General features: G+C 60.7%; 16 protein-coding genes and 5 pseudogenes. 10 read left to right on the forward strand and 11 right to left on the reverse strand.

Annotation, left to right across the window (positions count from 1 at the left end; translation table 11 throughout):
- Positions 1-24 precede the first annotated feature (24 nt).
- From ACTGJ9_RS17095 to ACTGJ9_RS17105, 3 genes are all read right to left on the reverse strand, one after another.
- Complete coding sequence (locus ACTGJ9_RS17095) at positions 25-441, reverse strand: outer membrane protein (protein ID WP_456678557.1); 417 nt, start codon at positions 439-441, stop codon at positions 25-27.
- Between the two features lie 426 nt (positions 442-867).
- Complete coding sequence (locus ACTGJ9_RS17100; RefSeq protein ID WP_456677991.1) at positions 868-1,554, reverse strand: hypothetical protein; 687 nt, start codon at positions 1,552-1,554, stop codon at positions 868-870.
- Positions 1,555-1,733: 179 nt separating this feature from the next.
- Positions 1,734-2,084 carry an HdeA/HdeB family chaperone gene (locus ACTGJ9_RS17105; RefSeq protein WP_456677992.1) on the reverse strand — a complete coding sequence of 117 codons (351 nt, stop codon included), beginning with the start codon at positions 2,082-2,084 and terminating at the stop codon, positions 1,734-1,736.
- Positions 2,085-2,372: 288 nt separating this feature from the next.
- Between ACTGJ9_RS17105 and ACTGJ9_RS17110 the strand changes: the two are divergent.
- Positions 2,373-3,348 (forward strand): annotated as a pseudogene (locus ACTGJ9_RS17110) (HAD family hydrolase).
- A 147-nt stretch (positions 3,349-3,495) separates the two neighbouring features.
- Here the strand turns inward: ACTGJ9_RS17110 and ACTGJ9_RS17115 are convergent.
- Positions 3,496-3,903 (reverse strand): hypothetical protein, encoded by a 408-nt coding sequence (locus ACTGJ9_RS17115; RefSeq protein ID WP_456677993.1) that lies wholly within the window; start codon positions 3,901-3,903, stop codon positions 3,496-3,498.
- A gap of 190 nt (positions 3,904-4,093) precedes the next feature.
- Here ACTGJ9_RS17115 and ACTGJ9_RS17120 point away from each other — a divergent pair, with 190 nt between their 5' ends.
- The 4 genes and pseudogenes from ACTGJ9_RS17120 to ACTGJ9_RS17135 all read left to right on the forward strand — a co-directional run bounded on the left by ACTGJ9_RS17120 (position 4,094) and on the right by ACTGJ9_RS17135 (position 8,778).
- Positions 4,094-4,375, forward strand: coding sequence for a hypothetical protein (locus ACTGJ9_RS17120; protein WP_456677994.1), 282 nt, complete (start codon positions 4,094-4,096; stop codon positions 4,373-4,375).
- Between the two features lie 116 nt (positions 4,376-4,491).
- A complete protein-coding gene (locus ACTGJ9_RS17125; protein ID WP_456677995.1) occupies positions 4,492-5,112 on the forward strand; it encodes a helix-turn-helix domain-containing protein in 621 nt (206 codons plus the stop codon).
- Positions 5,113-5,289: 177 nt separating this feature from the next.
- Positions 5,290-7,009: pseudogene (locus ACTGJ9_RS17130) on the forward strand (arylsulfatase).
- Positions 7,010-7,170: 161 nt separating this feature from the next.
- A complete protein-coding gene (locus tag ACTGJ9_RS17135; RefSeq protein WP_456677996.1) occupies positions 7,171-8,778 on the forward strand; it encodes an arylsulfatase in 1,608 nt (535 codons plus the stop codon).
- A gap of 560 nt (positions 8,779-9,338) precedes the next feature.
- Here the strand turns inward: ACTGJ9_RS17135 and ACTGJ9_RS17140 are convergent.
- Entirely contained in the window at positions 9,339-9,509 is a 171-nt protein-coding gene (locus tag ACTGJ9_RS17140; protein ID WP_456677997.1) for a hypothetical protein, read from the reverse strand.
- A 35-nt stretch (positions 9,510-9,544) separates the two neighbouring features.
- On the opposite strand from ACTGJ9_RS17140, the gene ACTGJ9_RS17145 reads away from it, so the two are divergent.
- On the forward strand, positions 9,545-10,465 hold the full coding sequence (locus ACTGJ9_RS17145; RefSeq protein ID WP_456677998.1) for a formylglycine-generating enzyme family protein: 921 nt from the start codon (positions 9,545-9,547) through the stop codon (positions 10,463-10,465).
- 122 nt (positions 10,466-10,587) lie between these two features.
- Here ACTGJ9_RS17145 and ACTGJ9_RS17150 read toward each other — a convergent pair whose 3' ends face one another.
- The 4 genes and pseudogenes from ACTGJ9_RS17150 to ACTGJ9_RS17165 form a co-directional block, all read right to left on the reverse strand.
- A complete protein-coding gene (locus tag ACTGJ9_RS17150) occupies positions 10,588-11,004 on the reverse strand; it encodes a helix-turn-helix domain-containing protein (protein WP_456677999.1) in 417 nt (138 codons plus the stop codon).
- Positions 11,005-11,431: 427 nt separating this feature from the next.
- Positions 11,432-12,558: pseudogene (locus tag ACTGJ9_RS17155) on the reverse strand (PAS domain-containing sensor histidine kinase).
- Positions 12,558-13,349, reverse strand: a complete 792-nt coding sequence (locus ACTGJ9_RS17160) for an alpha/beta fold hydrolase (RefSeq protein WP_456678000.1) — start codon at positions 13,347-13,349, stop codon at positions 12,558-12,560. Before ACTGJ9_RS17160 ends, ACTGJ9_RS17155 begins: the two are co-directional and overlap by 1 nt.
- 226 nt (positions 13,350-13,575) lie before the next feature.
- Positions 13,576-14,769: pseudogene (locus tag ACTGJ9_RS17165) on the reverse strand (sensor histidine kinase); the annotation flags it as partial.
- Between the two features lie 225 nt (positions 14,770-14,994).
- Here ACTGJ9_RS17165 and ACTGJ9_RS17170 point away from each other — a divergent pair.
- The 3 genes from ACTGJ9_RS17170 (at position 14,995) to ACTGJ9_RS17180 (ending at position 17,097) form a co-directional block, all read left to right on the forward strand.
- Positions 14,995-15,189, forward strand: a complete 195-nt coding sequence (locus ACTGJ9_RS17170) for a hypothetical protein (protein WP_456678001.1) — start codon at positions 14,995-14,997, stop codon at positions 15,187-15,189.
- A gap of 296 nt (positions 15,190-15,485) precedes the next feature.
- Entirely contained in the window at positions 15,486-15,905 is a 420-nt protein-coding gene (locus ACTGJ9_RS17175) for a CopG family transcriptional regulator (RefSeq protein ID WP_456678558.1), read from the forward strand.
- Between the two features lie 4 nt (positions 15,906-15,909).
- Complete coding sequence (locus ACTGJ9_RS17180; RefSeq protein WP_456678002.1) at positions 15,910-17,097, forward strand: extracellular catalytic domain type 1 short-chain-length polyhydroxyalkanoate depolymerase; 1,188 nt, start codon at positions 15,910-15,912, stop codon at positions 17,095-17,097.
- Between the two features lie 120 nt (positions 17,098-17,217).
- On the opposite strand, the gene ACTGJ9_RS17185 is transcribed toward ACTGJ9_RS17180, so the two are convergent.
- Together ACTGJ9_RS17185 and ACTGJ9_RS17190 are read right to left on the reverse strand one after the other, a co-directional pair.
- Complete coding sequence (locus tag ACTGJ9_RS17185) at positions 17,218-17,427, reverse strand: hypothetical protein (RefSeq protein ID WP_456678003.1); 210 nt, start codon at positions 17,425-17,427, stop codon at positions 17,218-17,220.
- A gap of 474 nt (positions 17,428-17,901) precedes the next feature.
- Positions 17,902-18,206 (reverse strand): annotated as a pseudogene (locus ACTGJ9_RS17190) (PRC-barrel domain-containing protein).
- A 160-nt stretch (positions 18,207-18,366) separates the two neighbouring features.
- Here ACTGJ9_RS17190 and ACTGJ9_RS17195 point away from each other — a divergent pair.
- A complete protein-coding gene (locus ACTGJ9_RS17195) occupies positions 18,367-18,705 on the forward strand; it encodes a hypothetical protein (RefSeq protein ID WP_456678004.1) in 339 nt (112 codons plus the stop codon).
- The last annotated feature ends 87 nt before the right edge of the window (positions 18,706-18,792 follow it).

The following is an 18,792-nucleotide window of genomic DNA, read 5'->3' on the forward strand; positions in this document are numbered from 1 at the left end:
CTTGTAGCAAATGCGTGCCGTGACCTAATTTTTGCTCAGTTCCTGCTTGAGACCGACGATGCCGAGATTGAGGACCGGTATGGGATAGACGAAGGATTGGGATTGATACTGCGAGTAGCGGTATTCGAGCCCTGTGAACCAGTTGCCCGTGAAGGCGTAGTCCACGCCGGCTCCAGCCGTCCAACCCACGCGCGTGCCGTCCCAGCCGACCGAGATGCCAGTAAAGAGAATCGAAGTCTCGATCGATGCGAACGCCGCCCCACCCGTGACATAGAGCAGGGCACGATCGGCGGCGTAGCCGAGCCGCGCGCTTATCGAGCTGCCCCATTTGCTGTGCGCGGTGCGGGAAATCCCCGGTGATTGCCGTGGAGCGGATTTCGCCGACCGTCGATCCCTGGAAATCGACTTCGACGCCCAGCACGAGCTGGCCCGCCTGGTAATTGTAGCCGGTCAGAATTCCGTACGTCACGCCGTCCTTGCGGGATCCAGACGTTCCGAGGAAGGGTGCCCCAAACAACAGCGCACCCGTCGTGTATTTCGGGTTCGTCTGTATCCAGCCAAGCTCTCCTCCGAGGTAGAATCCTGTCCATGAAAACGCCGGCACGTAAGCGACCGGCGCAACTGGCTCCATTCGGGCCGGGACGTCGGTAGCCGACGCCGCAACGCTGACGGCGGACGCGGCAGTGGCGAGCAGAGTGATACGCGCGTGGCGCCACATGAGCTGGTCTCCTGTCGGTTGAAGCGCCGCTTTTTCGGGAGCTGGATTCGGGAGAGCGCGGATTTTTGACACTTGCCGCTTCGAAAGCGGATCTGGGCACGTGACGTCCAGATCCAACGTGGGGCGTGCCGCTTTCGCGACTCGGGTCTTCAGTAGCAAGGCGGGTAGGGATAGTAGCCGCAGGCCGGCGGCGCATAGGGATGATAGTAGGGAGCGGCATAGGCGGCAGCTCCATATGCAGCGGCCCCGACGGCGCCGGCGTACATCGCGCCGCGGAACGCGGAGCGGCGAGCAACGCCTGCAAACGATAGCGGCGTCAGCGGCCGCCCGATGATGTCGATGAACACGGCTGTCGGTCCGTCGGCGCCAGTGAGATCGCCTTCCAGGACCTGCACGGCGAAAGTCAGCTTGTCGCCCTCGAGCTTCGGGTTCTTCAGAACAAGGACCGCATCCTTCACCGAGCCGTCCTTGCCCAGGACCGACACGGTCGCGTTGGGCGGGTTCTTGGCGAAGCTGTCCTCCCCGGAGCCCCATTCAGCGATCACATCGGCGGTGGACTGATGGCCGGCGGCTCGTACCGGACGATCGGCGAAGATGATCGAGCTCGGCGTGACACCGGTCAGAACGAGGGTCTCGCCCTGCAGCGTCGCGCCGCGGGAATTTATCACGAAGAGTGACGGGACGATTTCGGGTTTGGCAGCCGCGCTAGGCGTGCCGATCGTCTTCATCGACGGCGACGTCGCGGCGCCCTGGCCAAACGCGCCGGTGACGCCGGCCAATGCAATGGAGGCAACGATAATACCTGCAAGCGCGACAGCGTTGGTCTTGCTCGTCATGTTTGTCCTCTCCTTCGTGTTCGGCGGCGTTGTTGCCCGAGATTTGGCCAAGAGGTCTCGCTTACCCCGTGACCATGAAAGAGCATTGCGGGTTTGACTATGCAATTTCGGCGGTCGAGCGGATTCTCTGCGCCGCCGCCGCCACGCGTCGTGACGAAGGTTCGCATTCAAGAGCGGCGTCATTTGAACCCGCCCGAGAACCTTTCCTGCTTGAGTATGACGTCGATCGCTTCAATGATGCGAATTTGCGGATTTGTCTTGCAATGGACGATCACCTCATGCTCGAGCTCTTTCGCCCTGGCGATGTTAAAGAAATGCTTCTTGGCGAGGCCGTTGTACCAACCGCTGTACCAGGTGGTCAGCCGGTCGGCGTCGCCCTGCCAGGTGCCCGCAAGCGCGCTACAGCTCAGTGTCTGCACATCGACGTACCCGTTGGCGTCTGCGTATGCGGTGAGGTCTGTTTGCGCCCGAACGTGCGAGCTTGCAGTCAAAAGCAGGATCGTCGTCAGAACAGGCAATGTTGTGCGCATCTGACTCTGCAAGAACGTGATGAAGCGGCATCGCTCGATCTCGAGATCACGACAAACTGGGGCTCTGCGCTATGCACTTTCGGCTGGTCGGCCTTCTATCCGCGCGGCCTGTGCGGCGCACCGTCTTCTCTTGCCGTGAGAGTCCGCTTCCCCCACCCTGGCCATGCGAAGTCTGCCGAAATCGCATAGACGGTGATCGTCCTCTTCGTCCAAATTTGGTGCTCAGCGCGCGTGATTTCGCATCGAATGCAGCTGGAGTTGAGAAATATGAAGCGCAAATCTCTGGGTATGATCCTCGGGCTCGCGTTAGGTTTGGGCTGGTCGCTGCCGGCGTTTGCTCAAGTCGATCCATTACCCTCGTGGAATGCCACCCCGACGAAGCAAGCCATTATCGAATTCGTCGGTCGGGTGACCAGAGCCGGCGGTCCTGATTTTGTGGCGCCCGCCGAGCGTGCCGCGACCTTCGACAATGACGGCACGCTTTGGGTCGAGCAGCCGATGTATGTCCAACTGGCATTTGCGCTCGATCGCGTCAGGGTGATGGCCCCCAGCATCCCGAGTGGAAGCACACTCAGCCGTATCAATCCGTGCTGGAGGAGACCTCGAAGCACTGGCCAAAATGGACGAACACGATCTCGTTGAATTGGTCATGGTGACCCACGCTGGCATGACCACCGATGAGTTCTCAAAGATCGTGACAGACTGGCTCGCCACGGCGCGCGACCCGCGCTTCAAGCGGCCCTATACCGAACTGGTCTATCAACCGATGCTCGAATTACTGGCCTATTTGCGGGCAAACGGCTTCAAAACCTTCATCGTGTCGGGTGGCGGTGTCGAGTTCATGCGTCCATGGACGGAGAAAGTGTACGGCGTTACTCCTGAACAGGTGATCGGATCTTCGATCAAGACCAAATTCCAGATGCGCGACGGCATCCCCACGCTGTTCCGCTTGCCGGAATTGAATTTCGTCGACGATAAAGCGGGCAAGCCGGTCGGCATCAACGAGGCTCTTGGCCGCCGCCCGATTGCAGCGTTCGGTAACTCGGACGGCGATCTCGAGATGCTCCAGTGGACGACGATCAGTGACGGTGTGCGCTTCGGGGCCATCGTTCATCACACCGACGCCGTACGCGAATATGCCTATGATCGGCGATCGCATTTCGGACATCTCGACGTTGCTCTGGATGCGGCCGCTGCCAACAAGTGGACCTTGATCGACATGAAAAACGATTGGAAAGTGATTTTTCCATTCGATGCGCGCTGAATCGCCAGGCGATAGTTTTGGGCCGATTTGCGAAAGTGATGGCGCGCCGCAGCTTGTTACTCTGCTGGCGCGTCATGCGCGTTTCCGAGGAAAGTATCCATCGCGTCGGTCCGAAGACGTGAAGTGAAGTCCGAACCTTCAAACAAATCACATCGGGCAACGCGAATAGCTCAGCGTGAATTCCGGCATTCCCGGAAAAACTCGTGCGATGGTGTTGTTGTCGATGATCTTTGCGCTGAATTGAACATTCGATGTCATGATGTCGTCCGCACACTTGGCGATCATATGGATGACATCGCCGTCCTCTTTCCGCCTGCTGATCGTGCAGGTTTGCATCTGACCCTGAATCTTGTCTCCCTCCAGGATGAACCCGCCGCCGTACTGGTCGGAATCCTGCCGAAAGGAAACCGCGCCATTCTTCTTGATGAAAACCTGACCACAGGAGGATGGGGAGGTGGCCCACGAGCCGTCTACTTCGAGCGCATGCGCTGGACTCCCAAAGGCAATCCAGCCGGCCGCCAGCATCGGAACGAGGACCTGTGCTCTGGGCTTCATCTGTTTCTCCGGGGTTGGCAGAGGTACCCGCCATTCGGCAGCGGATTGCTATGATGATAGAATAAGGATGACCGCTGCACCCCGCTATGCAATTTCGGCAAAACAGAGGGGCAAGCAGAGAAATAGAGTTCATCCGGCTCCGGGGCGTTCCGCTTCCGAAGTTGCATAGGCGGATCGCGGTCGATCTCTCATGCTGCGCGCCTGCGCCGGACAGAAGGCGACGGCGCATGCCTCGAACGAGACAAATCGGATGGCAGAGAACGGCACGGCCACATTTGCCAGCCCCGACGAATACTGCGCGGCAATCGGAGCAGCGAATGTCGACCTCTTTGTCACGGCAGGCGGTGAGTTCAACGCACGCCTGACTTGGCTGCATCTAGGCGGCCTGCACGTGCTGAGGGGGCGAGAGAACCTCCCCCGCATCGCGTTCGTCGCATTATCTCCTGCTCAGGTGCACATCTCGATTCGGTGAGGGGGCATTCCGGTTTGACGTATTGCGGGCTTGCTTTGAATCCGGGTGACCTGGTTCTCCACTCCCTCGGTGAGCGGGCGCATCAGCGGACAGCCGGAAAAGGGGACTGGTGTTTCATGTCGCTGGCGGCAGAGGACCTCGCGCGATGCAGCAGGAGTTTGACCGGTGAAAGTATCAGTGCGCCATCGGAAGGCCGCGCGATAGTACCTGCGCGCGCCGCCGCCAGATCAATGTTATCTCTGCTTTCTAAGGCCTGTCGGCTCGCTGAAACCAGACAAGAACTGATTGCGATCCCCGAAGTTGCTCGATCCCTCGAGCAGGAATTGTTGCATGCGCTCGTGAATTGCTTGTCTACCGAACAGACCGACAAGCTTTTGACGGGGAGAAGACGCCACGCCGACATCATGGTTCGCTTCGAGGAGGCCCTGGCGGCACGACGGGAGGCACATCTGAACCTGTCTGAGCTTTGCACCACGATCGGCGTGCCGGAGCGGACCTTACGACTTTGCTGCGTTGAATTTCTGGGGGTTAGCCCAGGCCGGTACCACCTATTGCGGCGATTGAATCGGGCGCGATCGGCGTTGAGACGCGCTAACCCGGAAACGACAAGTGTTTCGGAGATTGCCCGAGATCATCAATTTACCGAACTCGGACGCTTCGCCGTGGCTTACCGCGCCATTTTTAATGAAAGCCCATCATCAACACTACGCCGCGTTTCAAACAAACAGGATGGTTGAGAGATGCTCTGCCGAATTCGCATAGCGCTCTCAAAGCAAGCTTGGGAAGGTTGGCCTCGAAGGGAGCGTCGACCCGGGCGCGTGCCGCCAGCCGATGACATCCTTTTGCAGCAGCCTGCCGGGCTTCGAAAGCCTGCCTGTTCACCCGTCACGGTTTTGAAGATAGGAGCTGAAGCGATGAAGATCAGTAAAAATCTAAGAAAAAAGCTGTTTTCAACCGCCGCGCTGGTCGCGGCCAGCTTGCCGGCGATCACGTTGCCGGCCGTTGCACAAGGATCATCTGGCAAGCCCAATATCCTCTTCATCATGGGCGACGACATCGGCATCATGCAGCCGAGCATCTACCATCGCGGTTTGATGGTCGGAGAAACGCCAAACATCGATCGTATCGGAAACGACGGTGCGCTCTTCATGACATATTATGCCGAGCAGAGTTGCACCGCCGGACGAAACGCCTTCTTCACCGGCATGCATCCGCTGCGCACGGGCATGATACCGCCGCAGCTGCCGGGCAGCCCGTCCTGGCTGCGACCCGGTACCCCCGCCGTGGCCAAGTTCCTGCTCGACCTCGGTTACAATACCGGCGAGTTCGGCAAGAATCACCTTGGCGACAATCCCGAGGCGCTACCGACTGCGCATGGTTTCCAGGAGTTCTGGGGTTATTTGTATCACCTCGACGCGATGCAGGGGTGAGCTTCCCGGACATCAACAAGAGCCCGACCGTGCAAGGCATTGCGCCGCCTTGCAAGGCAACGCCCGTCCGGGACTCGCGGATGTCCCAGGTGCCGTTGATCCTCGAACAACGACGTGCCTGACGCCGCCGCGGCCGGTCATTGCGTGCAAGTCGTCGGACGGCTCGCAAGCAAACCAGACCTGCAAGGACGAAGGTCCCTTGACGCTCGACCGATCGCGAGGCGTGGACGAAGAAATCTCGGCCAAGGTGATCGACTATCTTGATCGCAACGATCCCAAGAAGACCAACAAGCCGTTCTTCGTCTGGTACAACCCGGCGCGCATGCACATCACGACCGTGCTGCCGCCGAAATACGAGGCGATGATCGGCGAGCCGGGCGGCAAGGACTGGGGCCTCAACGAGGCCGGCATGAAGCAGATGGACGACAATATCGGCTATGTCCTCAAAAAGCTCGAGGACATGGGCCAGCTCGACAATACCATCATCGTCTTCACGACCGACAACGGTGCCGAGAACATCACGTTTCCTGACGGTGGCACCACCCCCTTCAAGGGCGGCAAGCTGACCACCTGGGAAGGCGGCATGCGCGCCCCGCTGGTCGTTCGCTGGCCGGGCCACATCAAGCCGGGCACGGTCAAGAACGAGATGATGTCGGCACTTGATTGGCTGCCGACGCTCGTCGACATCGCCGGCGGGCCGAAGGGCGACGCTTTGAAGAAACAGATCGAGGCTGGAAGCTATCCCGGCATCGTCAAGACGACGCTCGACGGCGTCGATCAGCGCGCCTATCTCGAAGGCACGGACAAGTCAGCGCGCGACGTCTTCTTCTACTACACCGGCGCACAGCCGTCGGCGGTACGCTACAAGAACTGGAAGATGTACTACACGATGGTGCCGGACACCGGGACCGGCGGATTGTTCGGAGCGCAGAGCTTCCATTGGACGCAGGTCGCCAACATCAAGCGCGACCCATTCGAGCAGACGGTCGGCTCCGATGCCAAATCCTTGCTGGGCTATGCCGGTTCGATCGGCTCGCCGAGCACGGCCTACCTGTATGACTGGAATATCCTGCCCCTCGGTCAGCTGCTCTGGGAAAAGGAGCTCTTCTCGTACAAGGACTTCCCTCCGATGCAGGCGCCGGAGACCTATAATCTCGACGGCATCCTCGCAGAAATGAAGAAGTCCGGTCATCAGAGCGAGTAACTGAGAGCGCTGCGGCGTCCAACATCGATGGCCGGCCCAAAGGCCGGCCACTTTCAGCAAGATCTGACCGGCGGGATATACGGGTCGGGCTGCGCGCGACCAGAAGGTAGCCCCTCGTTCGAACACAATCCCGTCCGATGAAGAAGTAGGGAAAATACTCGATGACCTTTGCAAGCAAGCTTCGATCGACACTGCTCAGTCTGACCGCACTGACCGCGATCGGGTCAACGACCGGGGGCTATGTTCTGGCTCAACAGCCGCAAAAGCCGAACATTCTCGTCATCATGGCGGACGACATAGGCTACTGGAACATCAGTGCCTACAACCGCGGGATGATGGGGTACCGGACGCCTAACATCGACCGCATTGCCAACGAAGGTGCGATTTTCACCGATTATTATGGACAGCAATCTTGCACCGCCGGCCGGGCTGCTTTCATTACCGGCCAAAGCCCGTTGCGGACGGGGCTTCTGAAAGTCGGCCTCCCTGGAGCAAAGGAAGGATTGTCGGGCAAAGATCCGACCATAGCCGAGCTGCTCAAGCCGCAGGGATATGCGACTGCTCAGTTCGGCAAGAACCATCTCGGCGACCGAAACGAATTTCTGCCGACCGTCCATGGCTTCGATGAGTTCTTCGGCAACCTCTATCATTTGAATGCCGAGGATGAGCCGGAACACCCGGATTATCCGAAGAACCCAAGCTTCAAAGCGATGTTTGGTCCGCGCGGGGTGTTGAAATGCATCGCGACCACCACCGATACGCCCGGTGACGACGCTCGATTTGGCGCGTGGGGAAAGCAGAAGTGCGACGACACCGGACCACTCACCAAAAAGCGGATGGAAACGATTGATGAAGAGTTTCTGACGGCTTCAACCGATTTCATCGACCGGGCCAACCGCGACAAGAAGCCCTTTTTCGTCTGGTTCAATCCAAGCCGGATGCACATCTGGACCCGGCTCAAGGCGGAGTCCCAGGGCAAGACAGGTTTGGGCATCTATCCTGACGGCATGGTGGAACATGATGGACAAGTTGGACAACTGCTCAAGAAACTCGACGATCTCGGGATCGCGAACAACACGATCGTAATCTACACGACCGATAACGGTGCGGAGACTTTCACTTGGCCGGACGGCGGTACCACCCCGTTTCGGGGCGAGAAAAACACGAACTGGGAGGGCGGATATCGCGTCCCTGCGATGATACGCTGGCCCGGGCTGGTGCCGGCGCGCACCGAGATCAACGACGTCTTCTCCGCGGAGGACTGGGCAACGACACTAGTCGCGGCGGCCGGCGAGCCAGCTGTCAAGGAGAAGCTTCTGCAGGGCTATGATGCAGCCGGGCAAACTTTCAAGGTTCACCTCGACGGATATGACCAGCGCGATCTTCTCAGTCACAAGGGACCGGATAAGCGCCGCGAATTCTTCTACTGGACCGACGACGGCAATCTCGCTGGCCTGCGCTATGATCAGTGGAAGGCAGTGTTCCTGGAGCAAAAGGCTGAGGGTTTGAGTGTCTGGCAGCAGCCGATGATTCAGCTCCGCTTGCCTATCCTGTATAATCTGAAGTCCGATCCGTTTGAACGCGCCCAGCATGAGTCCGGCGACTACGTCCGATGGTTCATTGAACATGCCTTCGTCGTCGTTCCCGCGCAGGCGATCGTGGGCCAGCACCTTGCGAGTTTCGTGCAATTTCCGCCGCGGCAAAGACCGGGCTCGTTCTCGGTCGAACAGGCGATGGAACAACTGCGAGTGCCGCCGGCCAACAATTAGCGGTAGGAGCTCTCGTCATGACCAACACCGCGTTGCTGCCTCAGCAGTCAAATATCTGGTGGGTTCTTCTGCAAGGTTTGCCGGAGTGATCCCGGCTCTGATGCTCGTGACCCAGCCCAACGCCACACTCGTGGCGCTGACGTACTTCCTCGGATCTTAATGGCTCACTACGGGCCTGCTCGGGCTGGTCCAGGCCGTCGTCGACCGCTCAACTCCATGGATATGTTCGCTGCTTAGCGGTATCGTGGGCATCCTCGCAGGCTTGTTCGTTTTGAGACATCCGCTCGTGCCCGCCCTCACGGGGCCTACCATGTTGTGCTTATCCTGGGCATTCAGGTTCGCGATGGGCGCGTTGCAGATCGTCGGGGGAAGGGGGTGGCATCGGGCCGGTCAGCTTGGGCGCGATCAACGTTCTGGTTGGGCTATTGCTTTTCGGATCACCAATCGCGGCAGCGTTGGCTGTGCCGGTTGTATTTGGCGTGCTGCTCCGGAGATGGGACTCGTTAAGTTGGCATTTCGGGTCCGCACCTGAGCCGCTTGCTGTGAGGGGTCTAACCCAGTTAATCTTCGGCCAAAGGCACGCGAAGCGATTGTGATAGAGCCGCATCGGCGTTTCTGCCGAACTCGCATAGTGGCAAGGGGCCGAGCTCGGGCAGTGGACCATCGAAATCATAGGCACTGATTGAAGACAGCCGGAGTTTGCAATGAATTTCACCGATACGAAATTCCATCCAGCTCAATCGCTCACGCATCCCGCGGATGCGGGATGGTGTACGTGCCAGGCGGCACGTTTCGCATGGGGTCGGACAAGCACTACCCGGAGGAAGCGCCGGTCCACCGAGTGAAGGTAGATGGCTTCTGGATGGACCGGACGCCCGTCACCAATCGCCAATTTCGCGAGTTCATCAACGCGACCGGCTACGTCACCTTCGCCGAGCTGACGCCCGCCGCGAAGGATTATCCCAACGCCTTACCCCACATGCTCAAGGCCGGTTCGCTGGTCTTCACTCCGCCCAAGAAGGCTGTTGATCTGCGTTACTGGGGCGAATGGTGGACGTTCGCATTCGGCGCCAACTGGCGCCGGCCTTATGGCCGCCACAGCAACATCCGCGGGCTTGACGACCATCCCGTCATTCACGTCGCTTACCGTGACGTCGAAGCTTATGCCAAATGGGCCGGCAAGGAATTGCCGACCGAAGCGGAATGGGAGTTCGCTGCGCGTGGCGGATTGAACGACGCTGAATTCGCGTGGGGCGACGAACTAACACCTGCTGGCAAGCACATGGCAAACACCTGGCAGGGCAATTTCCCGCATGAGAATCTCGCAACCGACGGTTTCGAACGAACCTCGCCGGTCACTGCATTTCCGGCCAATGGCCACGACCTGTACGATATGATTGGCAACGTCTGGGAGTGGACGACCGATTGGTATTCGCCGAAGCATGAAGCGGATGCGCCGAAGGCCTGTTGCATTCCGCAGAACCCCCGCGGCGGCCCGGAAAACGCGAGCTATGATCCGCGTGACCCGAAGATCAAGATTCCTCGCAAGGTGCTCAAGGGCGGCTCGCACCTGTGCGCACCGAACTATTGCCGCCGTTACCGGCCGGCGGCGCGCCATGCCGAGCCGATCGACACATCGGCCAGCCATGTAGGGTTCAGGTGCATCTCCAGGCGAGCATCGTCCTGAGCATAGGCGACATCGGTTTATCTGGCTCTCGCCGGGCGATGCTCGCGACTGAGCCTGGTCGCCGCATGGAGGTTGGTCAATTTCCGGAAGTCTATGCACGACACGGATCGCTTGCCCGTAAGCTAGGTGCGATCCGCCAATGATAAGAGAGAATTCGGCACCGCTGGCCGATCGTCTGAAGAGTGTCGCAAGGAATCCGATGGCGACTCGCCGAACAGGGCGCGGTATGCGACCGAAAAGCGACCGAGCTCCCAGAATCCATGATCGGTTGCAATTCGGGTAGCAGAGGCTTTCAAGGGATTGGCAAGCAAGAGTGTACGACGTGCCAGATGCATTCTTCGCAAAGCCAGATAGCGGATCGGACCCATCCCGATATGCTCCTCGCAGCCGCCCCGAAGAGTACGCTCAGCAACTCCGATTGCCGCGCAAATTTCTGCCAGATACGGCGGCTGATCAGGGTTTGCTTCCAGGAATTCTTCAAATTGCGCAACGATATGACCGTGGCGCCGATTTCCGAGCCTCGTCGTCGTCGAGGACATGCTGTCAGTCAGGCAGCGAATCATCAGGTGAATTAATTAACTGGCGCTCCAGCGAACGACCTACCTCTGGCAGCGCCAACATATCGGGTCGCCAGCATTCCGACAGTCTCATGCACCTGGAGTAAGCGCGCAGAGTAGCGCGGTGTTCGGGCTGTTAAATCCCTGTGGAAACACCGGAATAGTGCCTGATTGGCGGCTGATGATCGTACAACCGATCGAAATCGCTGCAGGCGTCATCTTGATCGCCCTCGCCGGCGGAGCGACAAGCGAGATCGAAGGCGTCCTCGCGGGCGCTGCGGGTCCGCTCGGGACCTGCACCGATTGTGTCCTCATTTGCGGATCGCGGCGGATCGTGCAGCACGGAGATAGCCCAGCGGCGCAGGGTCGGATGGCCGGCCTTCTTGAACGTATCGACCAGAACCGCTCTTCACATGGCTTGAAGAGGCATGGAGAAAGTGAAGCGGGTCTCCTCCGAACTTGAGGTCACGGTCAATTTGCCCTTGTGAGCTTCTGCGATCTGGGACGCGATATAGAGACCCAACCCGAGACCCTGACGGCCAGGGCGGGCCTTTCCGCGAAAGAACGGCTCGAACAGCTTGTCCATAGCCTCGGGCGGAATGGGGTCTCCGCGTTGGACACGCAGAGTTCGAACGTGATCGCGGTCGTCTCGGCATGGACCACAACTGGTTTGTTCGACGAGCCATGCGTCAGCGCGTTGCCTACCAGGTTCGATAGAAGCTGACCTATCCTGGTGCGATCGCAATTCACCGGGCGATCGATCTCGAATTCGGCTTCGATCATCCGGCCGGGCGTGGCCAATCTGAGCTCATCGACCACCTGGGCGAGAGTCCGCTCCAGCGGTTCGGACACGTTGCGGTCGAGAGAAATCCCACCGCCGAGCCGGCCGCGCGCGAAGTCGAGCACGTCGTCGATCAGCGCGGACATCCGCATGACCGTCGTCTGCATCATCGCGATGATCTGGCGCTCCTTCTCGCTCTGGACGGTGCGGTCCAGTATGCGGGCACCGGCGCTAATGGAGGCGAGGGGATTGCGAAGGTCATGGCCCAATACCGCGATGAACTGCTCGCGCAACTCGGAGGCCCTCGTTCTCGCGCTGCAGGCGCTCCTCGATAGCCTTTTCGGCTGCCTTCGCCAGTTCGCGCGCCGCAAGCAGCTCCTGTTCGTACCGCCGCCGATCGGTCGCCTTGATCAGCGCAAGGCGTATCAGCAGCAGCTTGCCATCCGCATCCCGACGCTCGTTTGCGTTCGCGATCATCTGCAGCGGAGTGTCGTCCGCAGCCAGCATGTCGATGGCGAATTCCTGGAAGGATCCCTGCATACGCAAGAGGGCGCGATGTGGGTCTCGTAGTAGATGCGGCCCGGCATTGTCAGGAAATCGCTAAAACGCTTGCCGATCATCTGCTCCGCCGAACGTCCGCTCCAGTCCAGGAAGGTCCGGTTCACCTGATCGACGCGACCGTTCGCCTGCAGGGTGATGTACCCGCACGGTGCGTTCTCGACCAGATCCTGGAAGTCGGGGCGGGAGACGTCCACTAGACGAATGTCCGCATCGCCTCAACCACTTCATCGGGCGCGCTGAGGTTGGGACAGTGGCCGGTCGCCTTCAGGACGATCATCCGGCTCTTGGGAATGTTGCGGTTCACGTAGTCGCCGACCTCTTGGGACGCGATGATGTCTTCGCTGCACTGCAGGACCAAGGTCGGGACGCCGACGCCCGGCAGATCCTTGCGATTATCGGATGTGAAGGTCACCCGCGCGAACGCTTTTGCGATCTCGGGGTCCGTTCGGCAGAAGCTGTTCGTAAGCTCCTCACCAAGCTCAGGCCGATCCGGATTGCCCATGATGGCCGGCGCCATCTGGGCCGACCAGCCCATGTGGTTGGATTCCAAAAACTGGAGCAGTTCCTCGATCTGCTTGGCGCTAAAGCCGCCCACGTAGTCCTCGTCGTCGATGTATCGGGCCGAAGGACCGATCAGCACCAGCTTTCCGAACATGCCAGTCGACTTTTGCTCGGCGAGCACGCCGATCATGCTGCTGACAGAGTGCCCCACGAAGACCGCGTCCTTGAGATCCAATTCGCGGCCAATCTCCATCACGTCGTCCGCATAGCCGCCGAGGCTGGAATATTTGGCTCGATCGTAAGCCGACAAATCTGATCCGCCTGCGCCGACGTGATCGAACAAGACGGTCCTGAATTCCTTCTCGAATGCGGGCGCAACGAAGCGCCACATGTTCTGGTCGCAGCCGAAACCGTGGGCGAAGACCATGACCCGATCGCCCTCGCCACGGACATGTACGTTGTTGCGTTCGATAACGCCTGACATGTGCACTCCTGACTTGTTTTGGGCTGCGGTCGCACCTTAGCCATGCTCTTTGCAGAATTGCGAGTGCCGAGGGCGCAAAAGGAGATGTCCAAATTGGCTGATCTAGCGCGAGATGTCTCGGGTTCCCGTCGCCATCTCTAACCGCGCTGACGATCGCGCCGGGATGGTACGGCTTCTGCAAGCATCGGCTGCCCGGGACTGGACGGGCCGCAAAACCCGTTTTCTCATCCAAGGGCACCTCAAGCTGGACCATGACGCCTTTTGGCGAGTTGGAGGTCACTGCAATGCGTCCCTCAAGTTGGGCGATCAGGCTTTTGATCACCTTGAAGCCAAGACTCGCCCGTGGCTGGTCGATATCGAACTCCGTCGGCAGGCCGACACCCTGATCTGATATTTCCACCCGCAAGTCGGTGCCGTGCCGGGCGCCCGAAACGCGGATATCACCGGATCCGTCCGGGTAAGCATGCTTGGCGGAGTTCGTCACGATCTCGTTGATCAGAAGACCCAGCGGAATGGCTTTGTCGGCTGAAATCATCAGAGGATCGAAAGCACAGCTTACCTTGTGCGCCATGGTTTCTTGAAGCTTCCGGCAAAGCTCGCCCGCGAAGTCCGCGATGTCGACAAACCCGATCCGCGTGCTGCGCCATAAATGGTCGTGGACCTGGGCGATCGTGGTGATGCGCGAAGCTGCATCCTTCAGGGCATTCCGGACGTCTTCCGACTCCGCGTTGCGACCCTGCACGTGGAGGAGGCCCACGACCGACGCCAGGCTGTTCTTGACGCGGTGGCTCATTTCGCGCGTCAGCATAGCCTGGTGGTCGAGCGCTTCCTTGAGGTCGGCGTCGGCATGCTGCCGCTCGATGGCGATGCCGAGCAAGCCGGCAAAACCGGCCAGGAAATCGGCATCCGCGCGATCGAACTGTCCGGGATCCGGGCTGTCGGCCTCGAGCACGCCGAAGGGCAGATGGCCTTCGCCGCCCCTTGCGATCAGGACATTGATCGCCCGCTTGATCCCGTGATCCGACAGCAGCTTTGGCGCCCGGAATCGCGTTTCCTCCTGCAAGTGATTGGAAAGTACCATTTGGCCAGTATGGAAGGCGTAGCCGGCCGGGGATTCCATATCGATCCCGAGCGACACCTCGCCGACCGTGCCGGGCCCCCAACCGACGCCGGCCCGCACCAGCAGCCGCTTGTCCTCGGGCATGTACTCCAGCACCTTGGCAAATGGTGTTTCGAGGCCCTCGGCGCAGAGCTCGGTCGCGCGCTGTAGGATGTGTCCGATGTCGCGGGTCTGCATGGCGGAGCGGCCGAACTCGCCCAGCAGCGACTGCTGTCGCAGTCGGTACGGCAGCTCCTGTCTGATGACCTCGGTGGCGGGGCTGGGAGCCGATACCGACTCCTTCCCCGGTGCGATGGGCATTGCCAACTCCTGTCAAATGAGATGGCGGCGCAGGCCGCTCGGAAACCTAGCATGCCGCCGCCGGCAGGACAGCGATTTCAAGCAAAGGTTCTTGGACGATGAAAAGGTTCTTGGACGATGAAGAAGTCCCGTTCGCCGTTGGGACGGTTCGCGTTTCGATGCCGCTCCGGCAACAATATCGGCCGCCGTGCATTGGACGTTGGCAATGAATCGAAAAGATGAGCCATGCCCAGCGGTAAGCAGTTCGTGATCGAGCAGATCGCCCGTGCGCAACACTTCGCGCACGCAGTGAACAGCAGTACCGACCGGGAGCGCTTCGAGAAGATGGCGAGGGACTATCGAAGCGAACTGCAGGCCGCCGAAGCGGCGGAAGGTCTGTCGGCTCGGACCCCCATCGAGGGACGCGGCCGCGCCGGGTGATGCCGCGGCGGCTCAGCAGCTGGGCGAGCCCTAATGTGACCGCGCCCGCAACCAGTTCGACAGATGAGCAGTCGCCGATGACGGACTGACGTCCATTGCGGCCAATGCTGGGGCTAAGCCTCCGTGCAGGCCGGCGGCTCCAACGCATCGTGGGGAAGCCGGGCGGCAGCAGATCGCATCGATTTCGAAGTCCCCAGCGGCGGCTAGGCAGGTTTGCCGCCGGCCTTGAAAAGGCACGACTCGCACCCATTTACCATCTTTGTACCATCCAGCCGGATGGTAGAATGGATATGCCCATGGTCGATAATGTCCGCGAATTGCGATCCCGAGCCCCTGATACCGAGAAGATCACGATCAATCTGGGTTATGTCGACCTCGGCCAAGTCGATCTCATGGTGCAGGAAGGGTTCTACTCGAACCGCACCGATTTCATCCGGACGGCGATCCGCAACCAGCTCGAGCGACACGCGGATGTGGTCAAACAGTCGACGGTCCGGAAGAGCCTGGACCTCGGGCTGCGGAATTATACCCGCGTCGATCTCGAAAGGGCGCGGCGCGCCGGCGAGATGCTGCACATCAACGTTCTCGGCCTGGCGAGCATCGACCAAGACGTCACGCCCGAGTTGGCCTGCGCCACAATTGCCTCGGTCTCAGTGCTCGGAGCCCTTCATGCCACTCCCGCGGTCAAGGCCGCTCTCGCCGACAGAACGAGGTGAAACGATGCTGAATCCCGACGTGGTCCGCGAAGCGACCCGCCTCACGCGTGCCGGCCAACTCGTCGAGGCCACGGCCCTCCTGCAGCGGATGCTGCGCGGCAATGGCGCCCCCGCACCGATTAGGGGCGGTGCTGTGTGTGTCAAGCCCGCGAAGCTCGAGCCGCCGACACTCGACCTGAAGGCCAATGTCGTCGAGGAGAGGGAGAGCAGCCCGTCCACGCAAGCGACGTCTGTCAAACGGCGCAAAGGCCTGGCGCCATTCGCCGGCATGAAAGATCTTTCCCGATTCAGCCTGCCAGGTCCGGTCGGACGCGCTCCGCCGTCCAAGGCGGATATCGCACCTGACGGTACAAGGTTCGTCACTGCCACCTTCACCAACGCGGCGGGAAGCCGAACGTACAAGCTGTTCATCCCGAGCCGCGCTGATGGAGGACCGCGTCCCCTTATCGTCATGCTTCACGGCTGCACCCAGTCACCGGACGATTTCGCCGCCGGCACCCGAATGAATTTTTTGGCGGAGGAGCGGAATTGCTTCGCGGTCTATCCGGAGCAGCCGCGCGGAGCCAACCAGTCAAAATGCTGGAATTGGTTTCGCACGGGGGACCAGCAGCGGGATAGCGGCGAGCCTTCGCTGATCGCGGGCATCACTCGCAAGATCATGCGGGAACACCCTATCGACCCCAAGCGCGTCTACGTCGCAGGCCTGTCCGCCGGCGGGGCCGCCGCCGCCATCATGGGCGCGACGTACTCCGACCTCTATGCCGCCGTCGGCGTCCACTCGGGCCTGCCCTGCGGGGCTGCCAGCGACCTTCCGTCCGCCTTGGCCGTTATGCGGCAGGGCAACGCTGGAGCAATCCGGACGGCCGGCGCGCCGGTGCCGACCATTGTCTTCCACGGCGATCGCGATACGACTGTGCATCCGGACAACGGTGAACGGGTTCTCGATGGGCCCGGCGAAGCTCAGGGCAAGAAAGCCAGTGTGGTTCGCGGGCGAGTACCTGAGGGGCATGCGTACACCCGCACCATCCTCGCCGATGGAGGCGGCTGGGCGACGTCCGAGCACTGGAGCGTCCACGGCGCCGGCCATGCCTGGTCAGGAGGCAGTCCCGCCGGGTCCTACACCGATCCGCGCGGGCCGGACGCGACCAGGGAGATGCTGCGTTTCTTCCTCGAGCGTTCGCTTGCTGGTTAGGCGAGCTTCACCGTGGAAACCGGGAATTCGGCGTTCGCCGGATCTTCGGTTTGACTGAAGGCGGCGGAGCGGTCCGCCGCTCGGAGACCTGCGCTCATCGTGGCTTCCGCCGCCTGGCCCTCAGGCCTCGCCCGATCCGGAAAAGATGGAAGCCGGCGGCGTGGTGCGCGGGACCGGCAGCGGTCGTTCGGTTGCTCCGGATCGCCCGGTGCCGCCCTTGGCGTCGTACCGCTTGGCGAGATCCAGCAGACGACGTCGGGTGAACGGATCGGCCCTCTCGGCAATGGCCCGGACCCGCTGCGCGAGACCTCGGTAGAACTCCTGCTCCACTACGCCTGCAACAACATCACATGCCCAGAGTTGAGTAGCCCAAGCTCTCGGGTCAAGAAGCGCCGGCACGCACATGCATTTCCCGCAGGGTCTTGAGATCGCGAGATCGGCAGGAGTAGACTGGCTATCGCAGGGGAAATCAGATGGCAGTTCAATCCGGCCGCCGCGTGCGGCAGGCCGATGAACGCTATGCCCGACGAAGCTCGGGAGGGGCCGCCGCGGTACGTCTGCACCGATTGCGACGATGACCCGCTGTACCTGACTGCGCGGAAGTGGGCCGAAAGCCCGTTGCGTCCGCCGGCGAAATGAGCGGACGCCTTTCCGCCGCGCCGCACCTGGTTGCACGGCTACGTCCGCGTGCCGAGCGGCGCCGCTGCGCGATCGGCAATCGCCTCCGCCTTGGGCCACTCCAGCCTTAGGAGCCGGAATGCCCCGGTAGTAGTCGTCCACCGTGCGGGTGACCGAAGGGTCTGATCAATTCCAGCTACTCTCGTCGCTGTACTTTGGCGCGCCTCTCAGCTGATTATCGCTGATCCCAGTCACGTAGCCGCGAAGGTTGGTGTCGTATTTCAGCGATTGCCACGGAAGCGGGTAATGGTCGTCTCCGATTCGAGGAAGCCGCCAAAACCCAGCACCGCGTAAGCGACTTTGCCGTTGATCTTGTCGATCATCACCCGTTCGATCGATCCGATGCGCTGACTGTCGGCACCATAGACTGCGGTCCCTTCGACCTTGTCACTGCCGATCAGATTTCCGGCTTCCCGTTCTTCGTAGGCCATGCGAGATCTGCTCTCATGAGTGGGATCAACCGGGGGCAGTCTCGCTCGTTCCTAGCCGAGCCTGTGTGTCGTCGGGCGCTGCTGCAGGATGCCTACATGCGATCGGGCGCGGTCTGCACGCCGATTGGCAACCTGGCGATTGATGGATCTTGAAACTTAGATGGTCACACTTGGTCTTGGATCGTTCTTTTCGCTCGTGGTTGGCTGCGGACTGATGGACCTGTGTATCGCGATGTTTCTACGCCTAATCTTCGGCAGTTTGCCCTTTGCCGTCGCGCAGAGCAATTCGGGAGGGTCAGCAGCGGGACAAACGACGACCAATTCTTCGAGCGTGCAGGGTACCGCCGGCACAAACGCCAGCGGCACCGTCAATACGAATGAGGGCAACAGCTACGGCAACAACGCGACGGGCGGGGTCAGTCCCGGCAGCGGCCGGACGGGCCAGCCCGCGACCAGCAAGGCCACGACGGGCTCATCGGGGCAGGGCAGCGACAAGTAGTTCTTGGCGAAGTCGAATGAGAACGCGGCTGAATGTGCGTCCTGCTCTTAGATTGGATACCGGCTCTCCCGCTTCCAGGTCGTGACG

Source organism: Bradyrhizobium sp. RDM12 (assembly GCF_051917485.1).
GTDB lineage: Bacteria > Pseudomonadota > Alphaproteobacteria > Rhizobiales > Xanthobacteraceae > Bradyrhizobium.

Excerpts from the sequence above, each read along its gene's own strand:
- ACTGJ9_RS17100 (WP_456677991.1), bottom strand. The coding sequence starts at position 1,554 with ATGACGAGCAAGACCAACGCTGTCGCGCTTGCAGGTATTATCGTTGCC.
- ACTGJ9_RS17105 (WP_456677992.1), bottom strand. The coding sequence starts at position 2,084 with ATGCGCACAACATTGCCTGTTCTGACGACGATCCTGCTTTTGACTGCA.
- ACTGJ9_RS17115 (WP_456677993.1), bottom strand. The coding sequence starts at position 3,903 with ATGAAGCCCAGAGCACAGGTCCTCGTTCCGATGCTGGCGGCCGGCTGG.
- ACTGJ9_RS17120 (WP_456677994.1), top strand. The coding sequence starts at position 4,094 with ATGCTGCGCGCCTGCGCCGGACAGAAGGCGACGGCGCATGCCTCGAAC.
- ACTGJ9_RS17125 (WP_456677995.1), top strand. The coding sequence starts at position 4,492 with ATGTCGCTGGCGGCAGAGGACCTCGCGCGATGCAGCAGGAGTTTGACC.
- ACTGJ9_RS17135 (WP_456677996.1), top strand. The coding sequence starts at position 7,171 with ATGACCTTTGCAAGCAAGCTTCGATCGACACTGCTCAGTCTGACCGCA.
- ACTGJ9_RS17140 (WP_456677997.1), bottom strand. The coding sequence starts at position 9,509 with ATGGAATTTCGTATCGGTGAAATTCATTGCAAACTCCGGCTGTCTTCA.
- ACTGJ9_RS17145 (WP_456677998.1), top strand. The coding sequence starts at position 9,545 with ATGGTGTACGTGCCAGGCGGCACGTTTCGCATGGGGTCGGACAAGCAC.
- ACTGJ9_RS17150 (WP_456677999.1), bottom strand. The coding sequence starts at position 11,004 with ATGTCCTCGACGACGACGAGGCTCGGAAATCGGCGCCACGGTCATATC.
- ACTGJ9_RS17160 (WP_456678000.1), bottom strand. The coding sequence starts at position 13,349 with ATGTCAGGCGTTATCGAACGCAACAACGTACATGTCCGTGGCGAGGGC.
- ACTGJ9_RS17170 (WP_456678001.1), top strand. The coding sequence starts at position 14,995 with ATGCCCAGCGGTAAGCAGTTCGTGATCGAGCAGATCGCCCGTGCGCAA.
- ACTGJ9_RS17175 (WP_456678558.1), top strand. The coding sequence starts at position 15,486 with ATGGTCGATAATGTCCGCGAATTGCGATCCCGAGCCCCTGATACCGAG.
- ACTGJ9_RS17180 (WP_456678002.1), top strand. The coding sequence starts at position 15,910 with ATGCTGAATCCCGACGTGGTCCGCGAAGCGACCCGCCTCACGCGTGCC.
- ACTGJ9_RS17195 (WP_456678004.1), top strand. The coding sequence starts at position 18,367 with ATGGTCACACTTGGTCTTGGATCGTTCTTTTCGCTCGTGGTTGGCTGC.